General features: G+C 44.3%; 16 protein-coding genes. 8 read left to right on the top strand and 8 right to left on the bottom strand.

What is annotated here, in order from left to right:
- The first annotated feature begins 384 nt into the window (after positions 1 to 384).
- From DESGI_RS12585 to DESGI_RS12595, 3 genes are all read left to right on the top strand, one after another.
- Positions 385 to 1,902 carry a sodium:solute symporter family protein gene (locus DESGI_RS12585; RefSeq protein ID WP_006521769.1) on the top strand — a complete coding sequence of 506 codons (1,518 nt, stop codon included), beginning with the start codon at positions 385 to 387 and terminating at the stop codon, positions 1,900 to 1,902.
- Between the two features lie 34 nt (positions 1,903 to 1,936).
- A complete protein-coding gene (locus tag DESGI_RS12590; protein ID WP_006521770.1) occupies positions 1,937 to 3,442 on the top strand; it encodes a class I adenylate-forming enzyme family protein in 1,506 nt (501 codons plus the stop codon).
- 97 nt (positions 3,443 to 3,539) lie between these two features.
- Entirely contained in the window at positions 3,540 to 5,048 is a 1,509-nt protein-coding gene (locus DESGI_RS12595; protein ID WP_006521771.1) for a class I adenylate-forming enzyme family protein, read from the top strand.
- A gap of 181 nt (positions 5,049 to 5,229) precedes the next feature.
- On the opposite strand, the gene DESGI_RS12600 is transcribed toward DESGI_RS12595, so the two are convergent.
- Genes DESGI_RS12600 through DESGI_RS12610 form a run of 3 tightly spaced genes read right to left on the bottom strand, consistent with a single transcriptional unit; the run spans position 5,230 to position 7,364 of the window.
- Positions 5,230 to 6,420, bottom strand: coding sequence for a hypothetical protein (locus DESGI_RS12600; RefSeq protein ID WP_006521772.1), 1,191 nt, complete (start codon positions 6,418 to 6,420; stop codon positions 5,230 to 5,232).
- A gap of 17 nt (positions 6,421 to 6,437) precedes the next feature.
- The gene (locus DESGI_RS12605) at positions 6,438 to 6,935 is read right to left on the bottom strand and encodes a PilW family protein (protein ID WP_006521773.1); all 498 of its coding nucleotides are present in this window, start codon (positions 6,933 to 6,935) and stop codon (positions 6,438 to 6,440) included.
- Between the two features lie 3 nt (positions 6,936 to 6,938).
- Positions 6,939 to 7,364, bottom strand: a complete 426-nt coding sequence (locus DESGI_RS12610; RefSeq protein ID WP_157872776.1) for a type IV pilus modification PilV family protein — start codon at positions 7,362 to 7,364, stop codon at positions 6,939 to 6,941.
- A 216-nt stretch (positions 7,365 to 7,580) separates the two neighbouring features.
- Between DESGI_RS12610 and DESGI_RS23105 the strand changes: the two genes are divergently transcribed.
- The 4 genes from DESGI_RS23105 to DESGI_RS12630 all read left to right on the top strand — a co-directional run bounded on the left by DESGI_RS23105 (position 7,581) and on the right by DESGI_RS12630 (position 10,887).
- Positions 7,581 to 8,069, top strand: a complete 489-nt coding sequence (locus tag DESGI_RS23105) for a prepilin-type N-terminal cleavage/methylation domain-containing protein (protein WP_006521775.1) — start codon at positions 7,581 to 7,583, stop codon at positions 8,067 to 8,069.
- A gap of 493 nt (positions 8,070 to 8,562) precedes the next feature.
- Entirely contained in the window at positions 8,563 to 8,754 is a 192-nt protein-coding gene (gene dmpI, locus DESGI_RS12620) for a 4-oxalocrotonate tautomerase DmpI (RefSeq protein ID WP_006521776.1), read from the top strand.
- Between the two features lie 56 nt (positions 8,755 to 8,810).
- A complete protein-coding gene (locus DESGI_RS12625) occupies positions 8,811 to 9,389 on the top strand; it encodes an NAD(P)H-dependent oxidoreductase (RefSeq protein ID WP_006521777.1) in 579 nt (192 codons plus the stop codon).
- Between the two features lie 181 nt (positions 9,390 to 9,570).
- A complete protein-coding gene (locus DESGI_RS12630; protein ID WP_006521778.1) occupies positions 9,571 to 10,887 on the top strand; it encodes a hexokinase family protein in 1,317 nt (438 codons plus the stop codon).
- Between the two features lie 643 nt (positions 10,888 to 11,530).
- Here DESGI_RS12630 and DESGI_RS12640 read toward each other — a convergent pair.
- From DESGI_RS12640 to DESGI_RS26450, 5 genes are all read right to left on the bottom strand, one after another.
- Positions 11,531 to 12,397 carry an isocitrate lyase/PEP mutase family protein gene (locus DESGI_RS12640; RefSeq protein WP_006521779.1) on the bottom strand — a complete coding sequence of 289 codons (867 nt, stop codon included), beginning with the start codon at positions 12,395 to 12,397 and terminating at the stop codon, positions 11,531 to 11,533.
- Between the two features lie 2 nt (positions 12,398 to 12,399).
- Entirely contained in the window at positions 12,400 to 12,894 is a 495-nt protein-coding gene (locus DESGI_RS12645; protein ID WP_006521780.1) for a 3-isopropylmalate dehydratase small subunit, read from the bottom strand.
- Entirely contained in the window at positions 12,887 to 14,149 is a 1,263-nt protein-coding gene (leuC, locus tag DESGI_RS12650) for a 3-isopropylmalate dehydratase large subunit (protein ID WP_006521781.1), read from the bottom strand. The genes DESGI_RS12645 and leuC overlap by 8 nt, the downstream gene beginning before the upstream one ends.
- A gap of 54 nt (positions 14,150 to 14,203) precedes the next feature.
- Entirely contained in the window at positions 14,204 to 15,316 is a 1,113-nt protein-coding gene (locus DESGI_RS12655) for a 2-methylaconitate cis-trans isomerase PrpF family protein (protein ID WP_006521782.1), read from the bottom strand.
- A 610-nt stretch (positions 15,317 to 15,926) separates the two neighbouring features.
- Complete coding sequence (locus tag DESGI_RS26450; protein WP_157872777.1) at positions 15,927 to 16,133, bottom strand: GLUG motif-containing protein; 207 nt, start codon at positions 16,131 to 16,133, stop codon at positions 15,927 to 15,929.
- Between the two features lie 139 nt (positions 16,134 to 16,272).
- On the opposite strand from DESGI_RS26450, the gene DESGI_RS12660 reads away from it, so the two are divergent.
- Positions 16,273 to 17,250, top strand: coding sequence for an Rpn family recombination-promoting nuclease/putative transposase (locus tag DESGI_RS12660; RefSeq protein WP_006521783.1), 978 nt, complete (start codon positions 16,273 to 16,275; stop codon positions 17,248 to 17,250).
- Positions 17,251 to 17,321: the final 71 nt, after the last annotated feature.

Below are 17,321 nucleotides of genomic sequence, written 5' to 3' on the forward strand. Positions count from 1 at the left end.
AAAATTGCAAAGATTGGATCAGGAGGTGATGCCATAGATGCTTGAATAAAAAAAACAATTCAAAGTTGACAATTAACAGAATACAAGCAAAGAAACTTTTTGAAAGGAGTTGATTATTCGTGCGGGAAGCTTTCGGACACGGTCCTGGGCGGATTTTAATTTTCATTCTTACCCTGAGTTTGATCTGGTGGATATTTGTCGTTCCATTCATAGTACAGAACAACACCTATCTTTTTCTTGGATGGATACCACTGGTGGTAATCCTCTGGAATATACAAACTATTTTCTGGTTAGCGGCTATATACATTTATACAACTAAATACTGGCCGTACCGCTAAAAAAACTATATTCAGCAAAATTCATTAAAAAGAAGGAGGATTGGATATGCTCATAGCAATCTTTATCCTTGGAGTTTGTCTTGTATTAATCAGCGCTTATGGCTATAGGTTATCATCAAAGTCGGCAGCAGATTACATGATGGCCGGGCGCAGTATTGGTGCTTTTGTTTTATTCTTCTATGTTTATTTTGCCATTTCAAGCACCTGGAGTTTTTATGGTTTTCCCGGTACGGTGTATAACTCCGGTCCCGGCTTCCTGATCTTTTTTGCCTTTTTCCCGCACGCTTTTTTATATATTTTCCTCGGCCCCAGGCTCTGGGCCGCCGGCAAAATGTACGGTTTGTTTTCACCAGTACAGTATCTGGGTGAACGTTATGAATCAAAAACCCTGCAAGTAATGCTTGCCCTTTGCATGTTCGCATTCCTATTCCCCTACCTTGGCATTCAGTCCATCGGCGTTGGAGTTGGATTGGCAGCTGCAACCGGAGTGCCGTTTTGGGTAGGTGCCGTATATATGTCAGTCCTTATGATTCTTATCGTTGTAATTGGCGGCACCCGCGCGGTGGCATGGGTAAATGTGCTCCTTGGTACAGTCTTCAGCGTTTGTTTTATTGGTTTTATCTTCTGGGTTGCATCAAATGCTGGTATTTCAAGCCTCAGTGAAGCAGCGGCCAAAGCGACGGAGATGAGACCGGGACAGTTAAGCGTGCCCGGACCCCTGGGCATGTGGGATCCTAAAAATTTAATCGGCCTGGCTATAGCAGGCGCAACGGTTTTTGCCTGGCCTCATGTAATCATGGGCACAATGCAAGCTAAATCTGTCGATGTAATGCGCAAAATGACCTACGGCATGCTTGGTTTCTCGCTTATATTCTGCGGCGTGGCATGGGTTTGGGGAGCTATTATAACCCCACTGCTGGTACCCGGCCTGGAAGGAACGGCAGCCGACGCTGTGGTGCAATTAGCAATCTCAAGTTATCTCCCAGCCTGGGCTTCGGCATTGACCGTACTGGCTGTAGTAGCAGCTGCCCTGTCAACGTCAGCCACCCAGCTCATGGTGGCCGGGATATTTGCGTCCAGGGACATTGTACATGCTGGTAAAAACTCCGTAAAAGACAGTCAATTAATCTCCTGGACCCGCATCGGGATGGTTGTCGCTGTTGCCGGCAGCCTGTTACTGGCCATCGGCAGGCCGGCTGAACTGGGCTTAATGCTCAGTAATATCGCATCACCGGGTTTTGCTCAATGGCTGCCTGCCTTACTGGGAGGTATCTTCTGGGCCCGGGGAACAAAATCGGGCGCAGCAGTCGGTACTCTCGCCGGTGTCGTACTGTTGATAGTCGGCAACTTTTTCTATAAACCGCTATTGATGGGCTTTCACCCAATTGTAGTACCCCTGGTAATAAATATGATCCTGTACGTCACTGTCAGCTTGGTAACCACTCCTGTTTCAGAAAGCACTAGAAAGAAATTCTTTACAGATATCGATGAGTGGTTATTAAAAACCCGTGCTGAAGAGCGCAGTGAAGAAATTAAAGCAACTGCTGCACACTTGGGAAATTAGTTAATAAACATTAGATTTTCATCCGGAGGTTATAATGAATATTACTAATTTAATTACCGATAACGTATCTTATAATCCTGATTACAAAGCAATAATTTGCGGAGACGACGGCAGGGAATATACCTGGTCCCAGTTTGACAAAATTATCAACCAGTTAGGCAATGCACTGATTAATATAGGTGTAGGAAAAGGAGACCGGGTGGCAATTTATTTGCCTAACTCTCCGGAGTTTTTATTCACTTATTTTGCGGTGACCAAAATAGGTGCCATAGCATCGCCATTTAATATCCTCTTTAAGACTAATGAAATCTCTTATATCCTCAACAATTCCAGGGCCAAAGTTTTAGTTGGTGCGTCTGCTGAGATCGAAGAAAATTTAATGGCAGCAATTGACCAGTTCCCGCACCTGGAAAAGATCATTACGGTTGGTAAACCGGTGCAGGGTGCCGTTGACCTATACTCTCTAATTTCTGAGGCTTCAGAAAACTTAGATATGCAAAAGTGCAGTTCTAAGGACATTGCAGCCCTGCTCTACACATCAGGCACCACCGGAAAGCCTAAAGGAGCCATGCTCAGCCATGGCAACTTAATGTCCATCGCTGAGGTCAGCGCAGCAGTGCTGCATATCAATGACCAGGACCTGTTTGTGACGGCGGCCCCCTACTGCCACGTGTTTTTTGTTCTGGCCGTGCTCGGCCCTTTTTACGCCGGTGCTGGTGTTACCACCATGCAGCGCTTTAATCCTGAATTAGCTCTGGACTTATTATCTCGTTATAAGGCCACTCACTTTGCCGGTGTGCCCACAATGTATCTATTCATGCTGCAGGAATACGATAAAAATAAACGGGATTTATCCTCCTGGCGTTTCGCCCACGCCGCAGGTGCTTCAATGCCGGTTGAATATATCGAGCAAATTGAGCAAACATTCGGCGTAAGCTTATGCGAAACCTATGGCATCACGGAAACCAGTTCCACCATAACCTATAATAGGCTCGGGCACGGCAAGGTAGGCGCAGTTGGGCCGGTTGCCCGCGGCACCGAGATTAAAATAGTGGACGATGCAGGCAATGAGCTGCCGGTGGAAGAGGTGGGTGAAATACTGGTTAAAGGCCCTGGTGTTTTCAAAGGCTACTGGGAAATGCCCGATATGACCAGGGAGGCATTTGACGGTGAATGGTACCGCAGCGGTGACCTGGGCAAATACGATGAGGACGGATACTTTTATATTGTAGATCGTAAAAAGGACATGATTGTGTGCGGCGGCTATAATGTTTACCCACGGGAAGTGGAAGAGGCTATTTACCAGCACCCCAAAGTTATGGAAACAGCAGTGTTGGGGATAAAGGACTCTGTTCGAGGTGAAGTCCCGAAGGCCTATATCCGCTTAAAAGAAGGTGCGGAGATGGTGGACCAGGAAATGATAGACTTTCTCAAAGCTAGGTTAGCATCCTACAAAGTCCCCCGCAACATAGAATTTGTGGAAGAATTGCCTAAAAGCCCCACTGGCAAGATTTTAAAGAGAATGTTACGGGCGGATTAAGAAAAGCTTAGTAAATGGACCTCGTACTGGGCAAAGACAGACATGTTAAGTTAAATGGTCTTGAACAGAAGACATGCTTTAATAATGGAGGTCAAAAATGAATGTTTCAGATTTAATTACCAACAATGCTTCTTTTAATCCTAATTACAAGGCGATTATATGCGGGGACGACGGCAGGGAATATACCTGGTCAGAGTTTGACAAAATTATCAACCAATTAGGCAATGCTCTGGTAGAAATTGGTGTAAATAAAGGGGACAGAGTGGCAATATATCTGCCGAACTCCCCGGAGTTTTTATTCACCTACTTTGCGGTGGCCAAAATAGGCGCCGTAGCCACACCATTTAATATTCTTTTTAAGACGGCTGAAATAACTTATATCCTCAACAATTCCAGGGCCAAAGTTTTAGTCGGTTCCGGTGATGAAATCGACCAGAATTTAATAAAAGTAAACGCCCAGACTCCGCACCTGGAAAAAATCATTACCGTGGGAAAACCGGTAGAGGGCGCTGTTGACTTTTATTCAATAATTTTAGAATGCCCTGAAGATTTTGAGACTGTCGACTGCAGTTCCGATGACCTGGCAACGTTAATGTATACCTCCGGCACCACAGGACAGCCCAAAGGGGCTATGCTCAGCCATGGCAATTTTATTTCCATCGCTGCCGTGAACTCGAAAATGGTACAAATAAACGACCAGGACCTTTATATGACGGCCACCCCCTACTGCCATATATTTTTCGTCCAAAGCGTACTGGGGCCCTTTCACGCAGGGGCGGGGGTTGTTACAATGCGCAGCTTTAACGCGGAGAAAACTTTAGAATTGCTATCCCGCTATCAAGTTACCCACTTTGCCGGTGTCCCAACCATGTATATCTTTATGCTTGACCAATTCGACAGCAACAAATACGATTTAAGCGCCTGGCGGTTAGCCGTGTCCGCCGCGGCATCCATGCCTGTGGAACACATTAACAAGATAAAGGCAACCTTCGGTGTCGAATTCAGTGAAACTTACGGTGCAACCGAAACCAGTTCCACTGTAACATATGGCAGGGTAGGTCATGGCAGGGTAGGTTCGGTTGGCCCCGTAGGCCGCGGAAACCGGGCCAAAGTAGTAGACAATTCAGGGAGCGAATTGCCGGCAGGAGAAGTGGGTGAAATTCTAGTTAAAACACCCGGCGTATTTAAAGGCTACTGGGAGATGCCGGAAGCCACCAGGGAAGCATTTGACGAGGGATGGTACCATACCGGCGACCTGGGCAAATTTGATGAAGACGGTTATTTATATATCGTGGATCGCAAAAAGGATATGATCGTATGCGGTGGTTACAACGTCTACCCCAGGGAAGTGGAAGAAGTCATTTACCAGCACCCCAAGGTCATGGAAGCAGCTGTATTGGGAGTGAAAGACCCTGTTCGCGGCGAAGTTCCGAAGGCTTTCATCCGTTTAAAGGACAATGAAGAAATGACGGACCAGGAACTGATAGACTTTTGCAAGCAGATGATAGCCAACTATAAGGTGCCGCGAAATATTGAATTTATGGAAGAGCTGCCCAAAGGCCCCACTGGTAAGATTTTAAAACGAAAGCTCAAAGAAACCATTTAAATAATTTTTAATAGTACTATAGCTAAAATTACTAATTGGCCACACTCTAAAGACATTACCCATTTCCCCTGTAATCGTTCAACTTCAACTTTCAACACCTGGCACCAAATAATAAATCCGGAGGGTTCATCAAGCTTTCCGGATTTATTATTCAATTATTCAATATTAATACGCTATACAATTAAAAAACAGCCCGTGACTCCTCCCACAATTTGGTTTCAACTTGAACTATTAAAGCACCGTCCACCGGTTCAGGACCGCAAACATGGCATATTTCAAAAAAACCCTCCCCCTCAGCATCGCATTCATAGACCAGGCCGCCAACACAGGCCGCACCGTGAAGTAATGCACTATCCAGGGCATATAAAGAGCCACTGGCTATAATGTTGGCATAGACAAAAAAATTATGGATTTCCACGTCCCCAAGGGCAACTAAAGTTAAGCTTCCACCGTTTATACCGGTATCAGCGGTACCTTCTTCCCCGCTACCCCCGGTGTGCAAATTTCCCACTACACGAATATCGCCTGTGGAAAAGATCAGTGCCCTTCCCTGGTAACTGCCGGAAATATCAACATCACCGTCCACATAATAAAAACCGTCACAATTTGCTATATCGTAAAACATCCCGCGTGTTTCACCCGTAGTTAATAAAGGATCGCTGAATTCCACATCACCATAAAAAACATGACCGCACTCAGTTGCTTTATGTAAGTAATAATTCTCATCCAGCTCCGGGAAAGATGGTGTGTATTCGTAATAGCTGTATATTTGACCACCGCAATCACCCGTCACCTTACCGCCGGCATAAATATCACCACTGATCAACACCGTATCCGGTAAGTCAATACCGCCATTTAAGATCATACTGCCGTCCACTGTTATATCATGCATCTCAAAGGTTGCCGGTTGAGCAGATAGTATGGTAAGCCCCTTTAAATAATCTTTCGCACCATATACCGCAGCCCTGCACCGTAATGTTTTTTTGGTCAGCAATTCACCGGCATCGCTTTTACATTGTCCCAGGGAACTGATTAACAAAGAGTTGCCAATATTTTGCCTTTGTTTAATAGCCCCGACTGCATATGAAACACCATCACTTAATGGCGATTCCGGGAAAACATCGGTAAATACACCACTATTATCAGGCAAGTTTTCCAACCAACCGGGGTTCCCTTTAATTGCAGCAATAGTTTTTTCAATACCGGCATCGGCTGCACAATGGGCCTTGATATATTCTTCCTCCCTTACTACATTCTTGTAACTACTCAAAGTCATAGGCCCTAAAACAGAGGTTAATAATAAGAGTACGGTGGTAATCACCAACACCAAAAATAAAGTTTGTCCCTCTTCCCCGCCCGGAATCTTTTTCATAGCCTTATCCCCCGGTACTAGTTTCTAAGCATAACAGTCGTTCCTACGTCCAATGTCCCGGTTGCGCCCTTTTCCCCGGTTAGTTTCAGGTGAATTATTCTAACGTCACCTCTTGCATCAAAAGGTTCCACATCTATTCTTGTAACATACCTGGCTACCGGATTATGACCGTACCCGTTTATGGAACGTATTAATTGATGTGCTTTCTCATAATCACTGCTTTTACTAATCCGGTAAGATATTACATTATCATTTACATCCTTAAAAGTAAGCCGGCCACCCTCATTACTATTAATAGATGTGATTTCAGCCGCCTGGCGAACCTCCCGGGAAACTCTGTTTATCCCAATGCGTAAATTTTCCTGCACCTCCAACCTGTTCAGGTTCAAATAGTATGTTCTTACAGTAAAAGCAAATAACGAGTTAGCAGCACTCAGTACAATAACAATTAAAGACACAGCCACCAACAAACCAACCAAAGTGAAACCATTATTATTGGACACCTTAAACATCATGGATCACCTTTTGGCTCTGGCAGCGGCAATAGTTACAGATTTCTCAAGGCCGGATAGCGGTTCAGTAAAATATACCGTAACACAGATTTTTTTTAAAAATTCACTGCATTCAACATCGTTTTCTATGTCCACAGCATAATGATATTCACCATACGAAGCCGGATAATTCGTTTTAGGTATCGATGTAATGGCATCAAATTCCACACCCATTGTTTCTTCTAACTTTCCATGGGCAATTTCCATTGCTTTAAGCCGCTGCATGGATACCGCCAACTGCTTTGTCGAAGTGGTAACAGCAAATAATATGACAACAGCGCAAATGCTCAATATTAATACAGAGCTTAGCACCTCTAAGATGATAAATCCCCGCTGTTCAGTAAGCAAAAGCATCACCTCCATGATAACGGATAACGGATTAACCATACTCATGATCCGGTAGCTACCACAAACCGCGTGAGAATACCTAAAATTTTTTGCCCACTAATTTTGCCAATATGATAAAATTTATACAATTAATCAAAAAAATCCTGCCAATATAGAAAAGTTTTTCAACAATATTACATAAATTTGCAGCAGTTTCTCCAAACAGCATAAAAAGTTTGCAGAATACTTGATCTTTAAACCAGTTAAAAGGAATGCATTGATATGAATTGCATCCGAAGCACTATCTTTGGAAACCAGGCATATTCTATAATCGAACTAGCTGTCGTTATCCTGATTATAGGTATAATAATGACCATTGCTGTCCCGGCCATGAATAACTATATGGCAAATTATCAACTGCAAGCCGAATGTCTGCAGTTACAACGGCATATCCGTTCAGTGGCGCAGGAAGCACTGGTGAAGGATTCCGACAGTTTTTATATCAGGCTGTATTTAGCAGATGATAAATATAGAATTGTTGCTCCGTCAGCCAATGGCAATTCCGAAATAGTGCAATTACCTGAAGGAATAGATCTGGCATATTCCAATTTTCCACTTGATTACATTAGATTCTCCGGCAAGGGTAAGCCGGTGGTAGGCGGACATGTTAGATTGACAAGTAAAAAGACGGGGAAAATGCAGTATGTTATAGTTGCCGCCGTTACGGGGCGGACAAGGATTAGTCATCAGCCACCTTTATCAAGTGAGTAACAAGATCATCACTTAATTGACTTGCATTCTTAATCTCCATAATAGAATAGCTTTAAAAATGTAAAATTTCATAAACCATACAGGATTACGTATATGGAAACAAGAGCAGAACAGGCGATTAGCCAATCCAGGGCAAAAACACGGAAAGGAGGATACCGATATTTCCATTGAAAACAGTGAGTTGCTACAAAAGGCCTATCCCCAAGCCCGTTTGTAGAGGGTGCCGGGGGCGAAGCACTGCAAATCTTATGAAGTCACGGGGGATTTGTATTTAGAGAAGGTTGCGGGATTTTTGAATGAGGTTGCCCCCAATCGAAGTTTGGGATGAGCTTTCTAATCGATATTATATCATGGAGATATTTGGAGTAATAGAGTAGTAAAGATCGTATCGCTTATCTTTTTGAAACAAAAGTACTTGAATTGCAATAATGTATAGCAAACTGGCATTAAGATAAACTATAATTACAAAAATATAGTAAAGGAGTGATTTTCCATGCCTGTAATTACCGTGGACGGGCCTAAGTTAACCAAGGAACAAAAGGCTAAACTGGTAAAATCCATTACCAAAACTGCCAGTGAAATAATTAAACTGCCGGAACAGTCCATAATTGTACTGATTGAGGAACGGGAACGCGATAACGTGGGCGTGGGGGGTGTTTTACTATCCGATAAACAACCAGACTAACAGCAGTTACTTCTACTAGTATACTTAGCATATAAACATAAGGAGAGTTGATATCATTGAAAGCACTGGTAATTTTTTGTCATCCCAATCCTAAAAGTTTTAACGCTGCCATTCTCGATGTAGTTAAACAAGAGCTGGAACAAAGGGCGGCAGAAATAAAAGTCAAAGATTTATATGCCATGAACTGGAACCCGGTACTAAGTGCATCGGATTTCCAGCAGTTCTTGGCCAATCAAAAACCGGAGGATATTGCCGGAGAGCAGGCCGACGTAGCCTGGGCCGATATACTGGTGCTAATTAGTCCTATTTGGTGGTTCTCCGTACCCGCCATGTTAAAGGGCTATATTGACCGTGTGATGAGCCAGGGCTTTGCCTATGAGTATACCGACAACGGCCCGCGCGGCCTGCTTCCGGGTAAGCGAGCCGCGATCATCACCACCTCGGGCGCAGACGAAAATACGGCTAACCAAAGCGGCATGATGCAAGCCATCAATACATCCTTCGTTAATGGCATTTTTGCTTTCTGTGGCTTTGCTGACGTTAAATATATAAACTATTATGCCGTACCTATGGTTTCAAACGAAGAACGCAAACAAATGTTAGATAACGTAAGGCAATTTATAAAGACAATATAACTGTTAGAATAACAATATTGCACACTCATCAAAAGTTTATAATTTCACTGAAGTAAAACAGCATCTTAACATCAAAGTGCATTCCAAATATAATAAATCCGGAAGGTTAGTCAGCCTTCCGGATTTACTGCTATATATTTTGTCATAATCAGGAAAGCCAGGACACCAGGGGGTGTAGAAAATGCATGAATTAGTAAATAAGGTAAGAATGCTGAGAGCTGGTTTTGTTTTCTCCGAACCGCAGATTTTGGAGATCGCCAACAGTTTTCAACAAGCCATGACAGATGGACTTACGGGAAAGGGCAGTTCATTAAAAATGCTGCCTTCCTTTTTGACAAAGCCTACAGGCCGGGAAAAGGGTATTTACCTGGCCATAGATTTTGGCGGCACTAATGTGCGCATATTAACGGTTGGAATTAAAGGAAACGGGGAATACCGGATCCTCAAGCGGCGGTCGTTTCCTTTACAGGACCGGGGAAAAGGCTACGACTTTACTTCCCGGGAGGCTACCGGTACCGATTTGTTTCAATTTATTGCCGGGCAAATAGAATCCCTATTGGAACCCGGCCAAATTTACCCCCTCGGCTTTACCTTTTCTTTCCCCAGCCAGCAAACAGGTGTTAATCAGGCTATATTGATAAAATGGACTAAGGAAATTCAAACATCGGGCGTGGAAGGCCATAACGTTTCAGAGATGCTGCAAAAGGCACTGGTCTGCAAAAATTTAATACAGGTTATTCCAAGGGCCATTATCAACGATACAGTGGGTACTTTACTAACATCGTCCTATATTGACCGGTATGCGGATATAGGGTCTATATGCGGCACCGGCCATAACACATGTTATATCGAGCCCAGTTCTCCAATTACAGGTAAACCTATGATTATTAATATGGAATCGGGTAATTTTAATGAGCTTCCGGCCACTAAATATGACCTGCAATTGGACAGGCAAAGCCAAATACCCGGGGAGCAGCGCCTGGAAAAAATGGTAGGCGGCCAATATATAGGTGAATTAACCAGAATAATTATCCAGGACTTCATCAACAAAAAATTACTATTCGTATCCGGCCGACCGGAAATATTTTTTACGCCATATAAAATAAAGTCAGAAGATATTACTAGGTTACTCACGGACGAAAGCCCTGATTTAACTGACGTCTCGCAATGGCTAAAAACAATTTGCCGAATCCCCCATTCTCTATTAGAAGAGCGGATAACCTTGCGCACCATTGCATCTATCGTAATTATCCGTTCCATACAACTTGTGACAGCAACATTCACCGGTGTATTAAAGCATATTGATCCAAGCCTTGAGAAACGCCACACCATAGCCATAGACGGTTCCCTGTATGAATTAATGCCCGGGTATGCAAGCAAGTTAAACATCACATTTAAAAACATTTTCAAAGGTAAGTCTGATCTTATCGAAACAAAACTTACCAAAGATGGCTCAGGGGTTGGAGCGGCCATAGCAGCAGCAATAGTTGAAGATTAAACACCTTTATCAGTTGGCCTGATCTATCTTAGTGAAATAACTGGCTGGCACCCTTCTTGCGACAGGGATATACAAATATACATAGAATTATAATGAAAGGGATTTAATGGGGTAATTATATAATGTCCAATATGCATCAGTACAGGTTTTTAAATCGAACCGAGCGGTTCGTTAAGACGGTAGCTATAATTATAGGTCTGCTTTTGGTGATAGCCCTTTCTATGGCAATCTCATCAAATACTCTTGAACTGGGTGCATTCCTGACCAATGTTTGGCCTTTTTATGTTCTTTTTACTTTTGAATTTGGCTTTCCGCTTATATTCTTGCTAATAGCAAAAATCAGAGTTAAGCGGTAAAGGCAAGTAAGGACTTGACGAGATAATTATTATTAAATCGAAGTCCTGCCTCAGTTGAAATTGTCATTAATTATAGGTTAATTGTGTTTATTTATTGATGTAGGCTATAACGCTATTGTTAATAGGTGAGAAAATGCCGGGCTACAAAAAATATTTTATAGGCAGCATTGTATTTATTATGTGGCGGACAAGTGTGAATATGAGGACCGGTTCCGGGCGAACATTTAAGGCACTCCGCCAAACGGAATGCCTTAAATATATATTTTGTGAAATTATACTCAGTCAGGCTATATTTTGGAATATGAGCTTTCCTTTTCCCTTAGAGAAGCCAACTCCATAAGCTGGTTAAACTCATTAAAATGAATCATTTTATCCATGCATCCACTTGTGGTTCCCTTGTGCATGAGTTCTTCCAGGACGTTTCTTACTGCGAAAGCAGCCGCATAGAGTGTGGAAAGAGGATAGGCTACCGCATTATAACCTATCTCCTGAAGCTCATTTGTAGGTAAAAGAGGCGTTTTACCCCCTTCGATCTGTACGGCCAGAGTAGGCGCATTCACTTCGCGGTTAATCCTGATCATCTCTTCTTTTGTTGTCGGGGCTTCTACATAGATTAGATCCGCCCCTGCCTCCCTGTACCTGTTGGCCCGCTCTATGGCATCTTCAATACCTGTCACTGCCAGTGCGTCGGTTCGGGCCGCGATGACGAAATCAGGATCCACCCGGGCGTCGACAGCTGCCTTTATTTTAGCAATCATTTCACTGGTTTCAATTACCTCTTTGCCCTCCATGTGGCCACAACGCTTAGGAAACAGCTGATCCTCTATGAACATCCCGGCGGCTCCGGCTCTTTCAAACTCACTAACCGTCCTCATCACATTTATGATACCGCCGTGGCCGGTATCACCGTCCGCAAAAAGGGGAATGTCTACGGCTCCTGCAATGTTTTTCGCATGCGTACACATTTCGGTAAGTGTGGCCAGGGAAAGGTCGGGTTTTCCAAGCAGCGTTGCTGTCGTCGGGTAGCCACCGAGGGAAACGGCCTTAAACCCGGTAAGTTCAATAAGCTTGGCGGCAGTTGCATCATGGGCCACCGGCATGACGAGGATCTCATCGTCCTGAATAAGTTTTTTCAATAGACTTGTTTTTCTCATAATTATTCTCCCCGATCTTTTTTTAAGGTATATTCTAAGAGTCCGCCCGCGCTGATCAAGTCCCTGATAAAAGACGGGAAAGGAACAGCCTTAAAGAGCAAACCAGCGGTAACATTTTTAATCAGCCCCGAAGAGAGATCGACCTCGAGGTAATCCCCCTCTTTTGTTTTATCTATCGCTTCGGGGCAGTCAAGTAATGGAAGTCCAATATTTATGGCATTTCGAAAAAATATCCGGGCAAAACTCCTTGCAATTACGCACGAAATACCTGCCCCCATGATTGCCATTGGAGCAATTTCGCGGGAGGAACCGCACCCAAAGTTGCTCTCCGCCACCAATATGTCGCCCGGCTTGACCCGGCCTGAAAAACCCGGTTCGATGTTTTCCATGCAGTGCTTTCCTAATTCCACCGCATCAGATAAATTTGCATAACGGGCCGGAATTATTGCATCCGTATCAATATTAGCCCCGAATTTACATACTCTGCCTTTAAGCATTGCCCATCACCTCTTTGGGATTAGTGATTTTCCCGGTTATAGCACTGGCAGCAGCAACTGCCGGGTTTACAAGGTATATTTCGGAGCGGGGGTCGCCCATACGGCCCTGAAAATTCCGGTTTGTTGTAGAAGCACAGCGTTCCCCTGCCGCCAGAATTCCCATGTGTCCTCCTACGCATGGGCCACAGGTGGGGGGGCTGACAAGAGCACCGGCCATCACAAAAGTTTCTATGTAACCGGCGCGGAGCGCGTCCAGGTAAACCTTTTGAGAACCGGGAATAACAATGCACCGTACATTTTTAGAGACCTTCCTGCCCTGCATTACTAAGTGAGCATAGTAAAGATCCTCCAGCCTGCCATTGGTGCAGCTTCCGATTACTACCTGGTCAACTTCTATATCCCCGGCTTTTTCTACCGGCACAACGTTACTTGGCGAATGAGGCAAGGCAACCTGCGGTTCGATTTCTTCCGCGTTGTATTCAATCACCTGCGCATATTCGTCCGAGTCATCATTTTTGCAAACTGTAAACGGACGGTTAGCCCTCTCCTGTGCATAAGCAAGGGTTTTCTCATCTACCTCAAAGATGCCGGTTTTTGCTCCGGCTTCGATAGCCATGTTGGCCATTGTAAAACGCCCGTCCATGGACATATCTCTGATGGCTTCACCAGTGAACTCCATGGCTGAATATAGTGCCCCGTCGACGCCGATTTGTCCAATAGTGTAGAGAATGAGATCTTTTCCGGTAACCCATTTACCGGTTTTACCGTTAAACATATACTTTATCGTCGGGGGAACCTTCATCCAGATTTCCCCTGTAGCCATGGCAACAGCTATATCAGTCGATCCCATACCTGTAGAAAAGGCGCCAAGTGCCCCGTAGGTACAGGTATGTGAATCTCCCCCCACCACAACCTCCCCGGGAAGAACTAGGCCCTTCTCCGGCAGGTAGACGTGCTCAATCCCAATGTCACCAGCCTCGATAAAATTTACCCCCAGTTCCCTGGCGAATTCCCGCATTTTTTTGATTTCCATGGCAGCAGCGACATCTTTGTTGGGTGTAAAGTGGTCCATCACAAACACTATTTTGCTTGGGTCAAATAACTTTCGAATACCAAGCGCTTGCAACTGATTAATTGAAATGTGAGCAGTCAGGTCGCTTGCCATAACAAGGTCAACTTTAACGTTTATAAACTCCCCGCTCGTTACTGATTGCTTGCCCGCGTGTGCAGCCAGTATTTTTTCTACAATAGTCATAAAAATTCTCCTACCCTTTTAGTCTTCATCTAAAGTTTTAAAACCCCTTATCTGTTATACGTACACGTATCCTTCCATAATCCTTCGCGCCGTCCTGTGCATCACTGCCTTCTCAATTAGAAATTCCGAATCCTTTTCCTGACATTTTATATCCACTGAAATAAGTCCCGAAAAGTGACCAATAGTAACCGTTCCATTACCTTCAACACCAGGCGGGACGAATTCGTTCACAATCGATCCCTTCATTTTAGCGGCTACCCCGGTGGTAACGCAGCCGGTTCCCGGGTAAGCCTTATGAATCATCCTTGCGCCATATGCTTTGGATAAAATAGTAACGTGTTCAGGATTCATTATTTCCCCGGTCATGTTGTTCTTCCATGGCACAGGCTCTTGAACCATGGCAACTACCGGCATATAGTAATACTTTTCATCAAGGTTGACCAACCGGGCCGCAGCGACCCGGATTTGTTCCAGGGTGTTAATTAATTCTCTGTTTGCATCCAGCTCATTTGCCGATTCCGGCCCCTTTAGTCCCAAATCTCTGGCCCTTACAAAAGCAACAAGCATGGAGACATCTATAATTGAGGCCTCAATATCCCCTATGTTATCGACTTTGAGGACGTCTTTCCGGTTCCCTGTCGGCAAAAGGCTGCCCGTCAGCAACCCCGCCGTATCAGAATAGTCCAGGGCGATCTTGGCGCCGGTACCCGGTACGCCGTCAATCGCATAATCCCCGTCATCTACCGTCCTGCCATCTATTGTTGGAAATTCGACAGTAAGGTACTTGCCTACATTGGGACAAAAGACTTTTACAATTGTTCGCTGCTCCTGTGCTTTTACCAATCCCTCTTGCACGGCAAACGGGCCTACTGCGGCGGATAAGTTTCCACACACAAACCCCCAGTCAATTAGCGGTTCGTTGATGCCTACCTGGCCAAAAATATAGTCAACATCAGCATCTTCATTGCTGGGAGGGCCAATAATGGCAACCTTGCTTGTGAGTATATCCGCGCCGCCAAGTCCGTCAATTTGCCTTTTATCGGGGCTACCCATCACTTTCAAAATGACCCTCATTCTTTCTTCGATGTCCCGGGGCAGGTCGTTTTCGTGAAAAAACACGCCCTTACTCGTTCCACCCCTCATGATCACACAGCGAACCTTTTTCATTGGAAACCTCCTCCGTACTACCGTATTTTTAATAAAATTAATCTTCAGAAAACTCACTGTTGTTTTACCCCCCGTTCACTTCGGTGCTTCGCGCCGCCATCACCTGAGCCGCTGGTTTTGAGCCACCACCCGTATACCCTCACTACGCGGGTGCTGTTGCCGGCTACGCAAGTCGTTAGCTTACGGGCAATACAACAGTTTAGTTTCACTGAATAGATACTTTCAAGGATAATAAATTTTTTCCTGTTTCCTTTTTAAAATAAAAAAGCCTATAACTTTCGCTCCAATGGACGAAAGCCACGGGCTTTTCGTGGTACCACCCTCATTGACCGTTTTTTATCCGGCCCTCTTAATTTGTAGAATACGGGAACATTACTTATCAAACATGCTTGTAATATTTCCGATATCCCTTCCTTATAAAGCAAAAAATGCAACGATGGCTATTTGCCGATACGGCTTTTAGCCAACTCTCTTTTCAGTTATGAAATAATGGTTGTCTTAGCAAAATTAGTATAACACGCTAAAAATAACTATGCAAGATGTTTAATACATGGAGGTTAACAAAGGGCTTGAATATTGCTTCAATTTTTTTTTTAAGATCTACTCGCTATCACGAAAACAACTTTATTTTTATAGTGCCATTAAAACTACAATTTTTTATCATGCCACCGCTGCTATAACCCACTATCCCACTAATATTATTACTTCTTGACTTTTTTTTCCATACCCACCCCTCTCTAAAGTTACTTTGTTTATAAACGCAAGCATAGTCATGGCACCCTAACATAAAAATAGAGCTAAATTGAAAGAATCGCATTCTTTTTTATGGATATAACAATTCGTCTTCATCTAATTGGGCTTTTTGGAACTTCCTCGAGCAGTGGTACTGTAAATCCCTTGAAACCGTATTGACCATAAGGTAAACTGTTATCAGAAGAAAAAAAGGAGCCGACCCGATGACCCCAAATCAGATCGACCACGACCGCTTGTTTAAAGAATTGCTGGAAACGTTTTTTGCTGAATTTATAGAACTATTTTTCCCAGAAGCCGCCCGATCCATAGACCTGATGCACATAAAATTTCTCCAACAGGAGATTTTCACTGACGTAACGATCGGTGAGAAGCACAAAGTGGACATATTGGTGGAGACCCGGCTCAAAGGTGAACCCGGCTTAATCCTGGTACATGTTGAGCCACAGGCATACGAGCAAAAGAAATTCAACGAGCGGATGTTCATCTACTTCAGCCGGTTGTATGAAAAATACCGGCGCAAAATATTACCAATCGCGATATTTAGCTATGATCGGACACGGGATGAACACGACAGTTTCGAGCTGGGGTTTTCGTTTTTGCATGTCTTGAATTTCCGGTTTTACAAGCTGGAACTAAAGAAACTGAACTGGCGGGAATATATACAAATCGATAATCCGGTGGCTGCCGCCTTACTAAGCAAAATGGGCTTTAAACCGGAAGAAAAAGTAAAGGTCAAGCTGGAATTCATGCGCATGCTGGTACGTTTACAACTGGATCCGGCCCGAATGGAACTGCTGGCCGGATTTTTCGAGACCTACCTAAAATTGAACAATGAGGAAGAAGAACAATTTAACCGAGAACTGGGAAAACTGGATAGTGAGGAGGTTGATGTGATTATGCAGATTACCACCAGTTGGCATGAGAAAGGTCGTGCTGAAGGTCGTGCTGAAGGCCGTGCTGAAGGCCGTGCTGAAGGCCGTGCTGAAGGCCGGGTGGAGAGGACCCGGGAGATCATCTGCAAATATCTGATGCGCAAGTTTGGGAAGAAATCGACCGGTTTGCAGCAAAAGGTGGTGCAGATAACCGAATTGAAGAAGTTGGATGATATTCTTGAGGAGTTATTCGCCGCCAATACCCTGGAAGAAGCACATGCCGTTATCAACGATGGCGCAGGCAGGTGAAACTTCAATAATTTGGGATGGCGTAAGCCAGACCCAAAAACTTCTCGAGCAAAGTGCCTGGAAGCATCCGT

The sequence above is a fragment of the Desulfoscipio gibsoniae DSM 7213 genome (assembly GCF_000233715.2).
GTDB classification, from domain to species: Bacteria; Bacillota; Desulfotomaculia; order Desulfotomaculales; family Desulfallaceae; genus Sporotomaculum; species Sporotomaculum gibsoniae.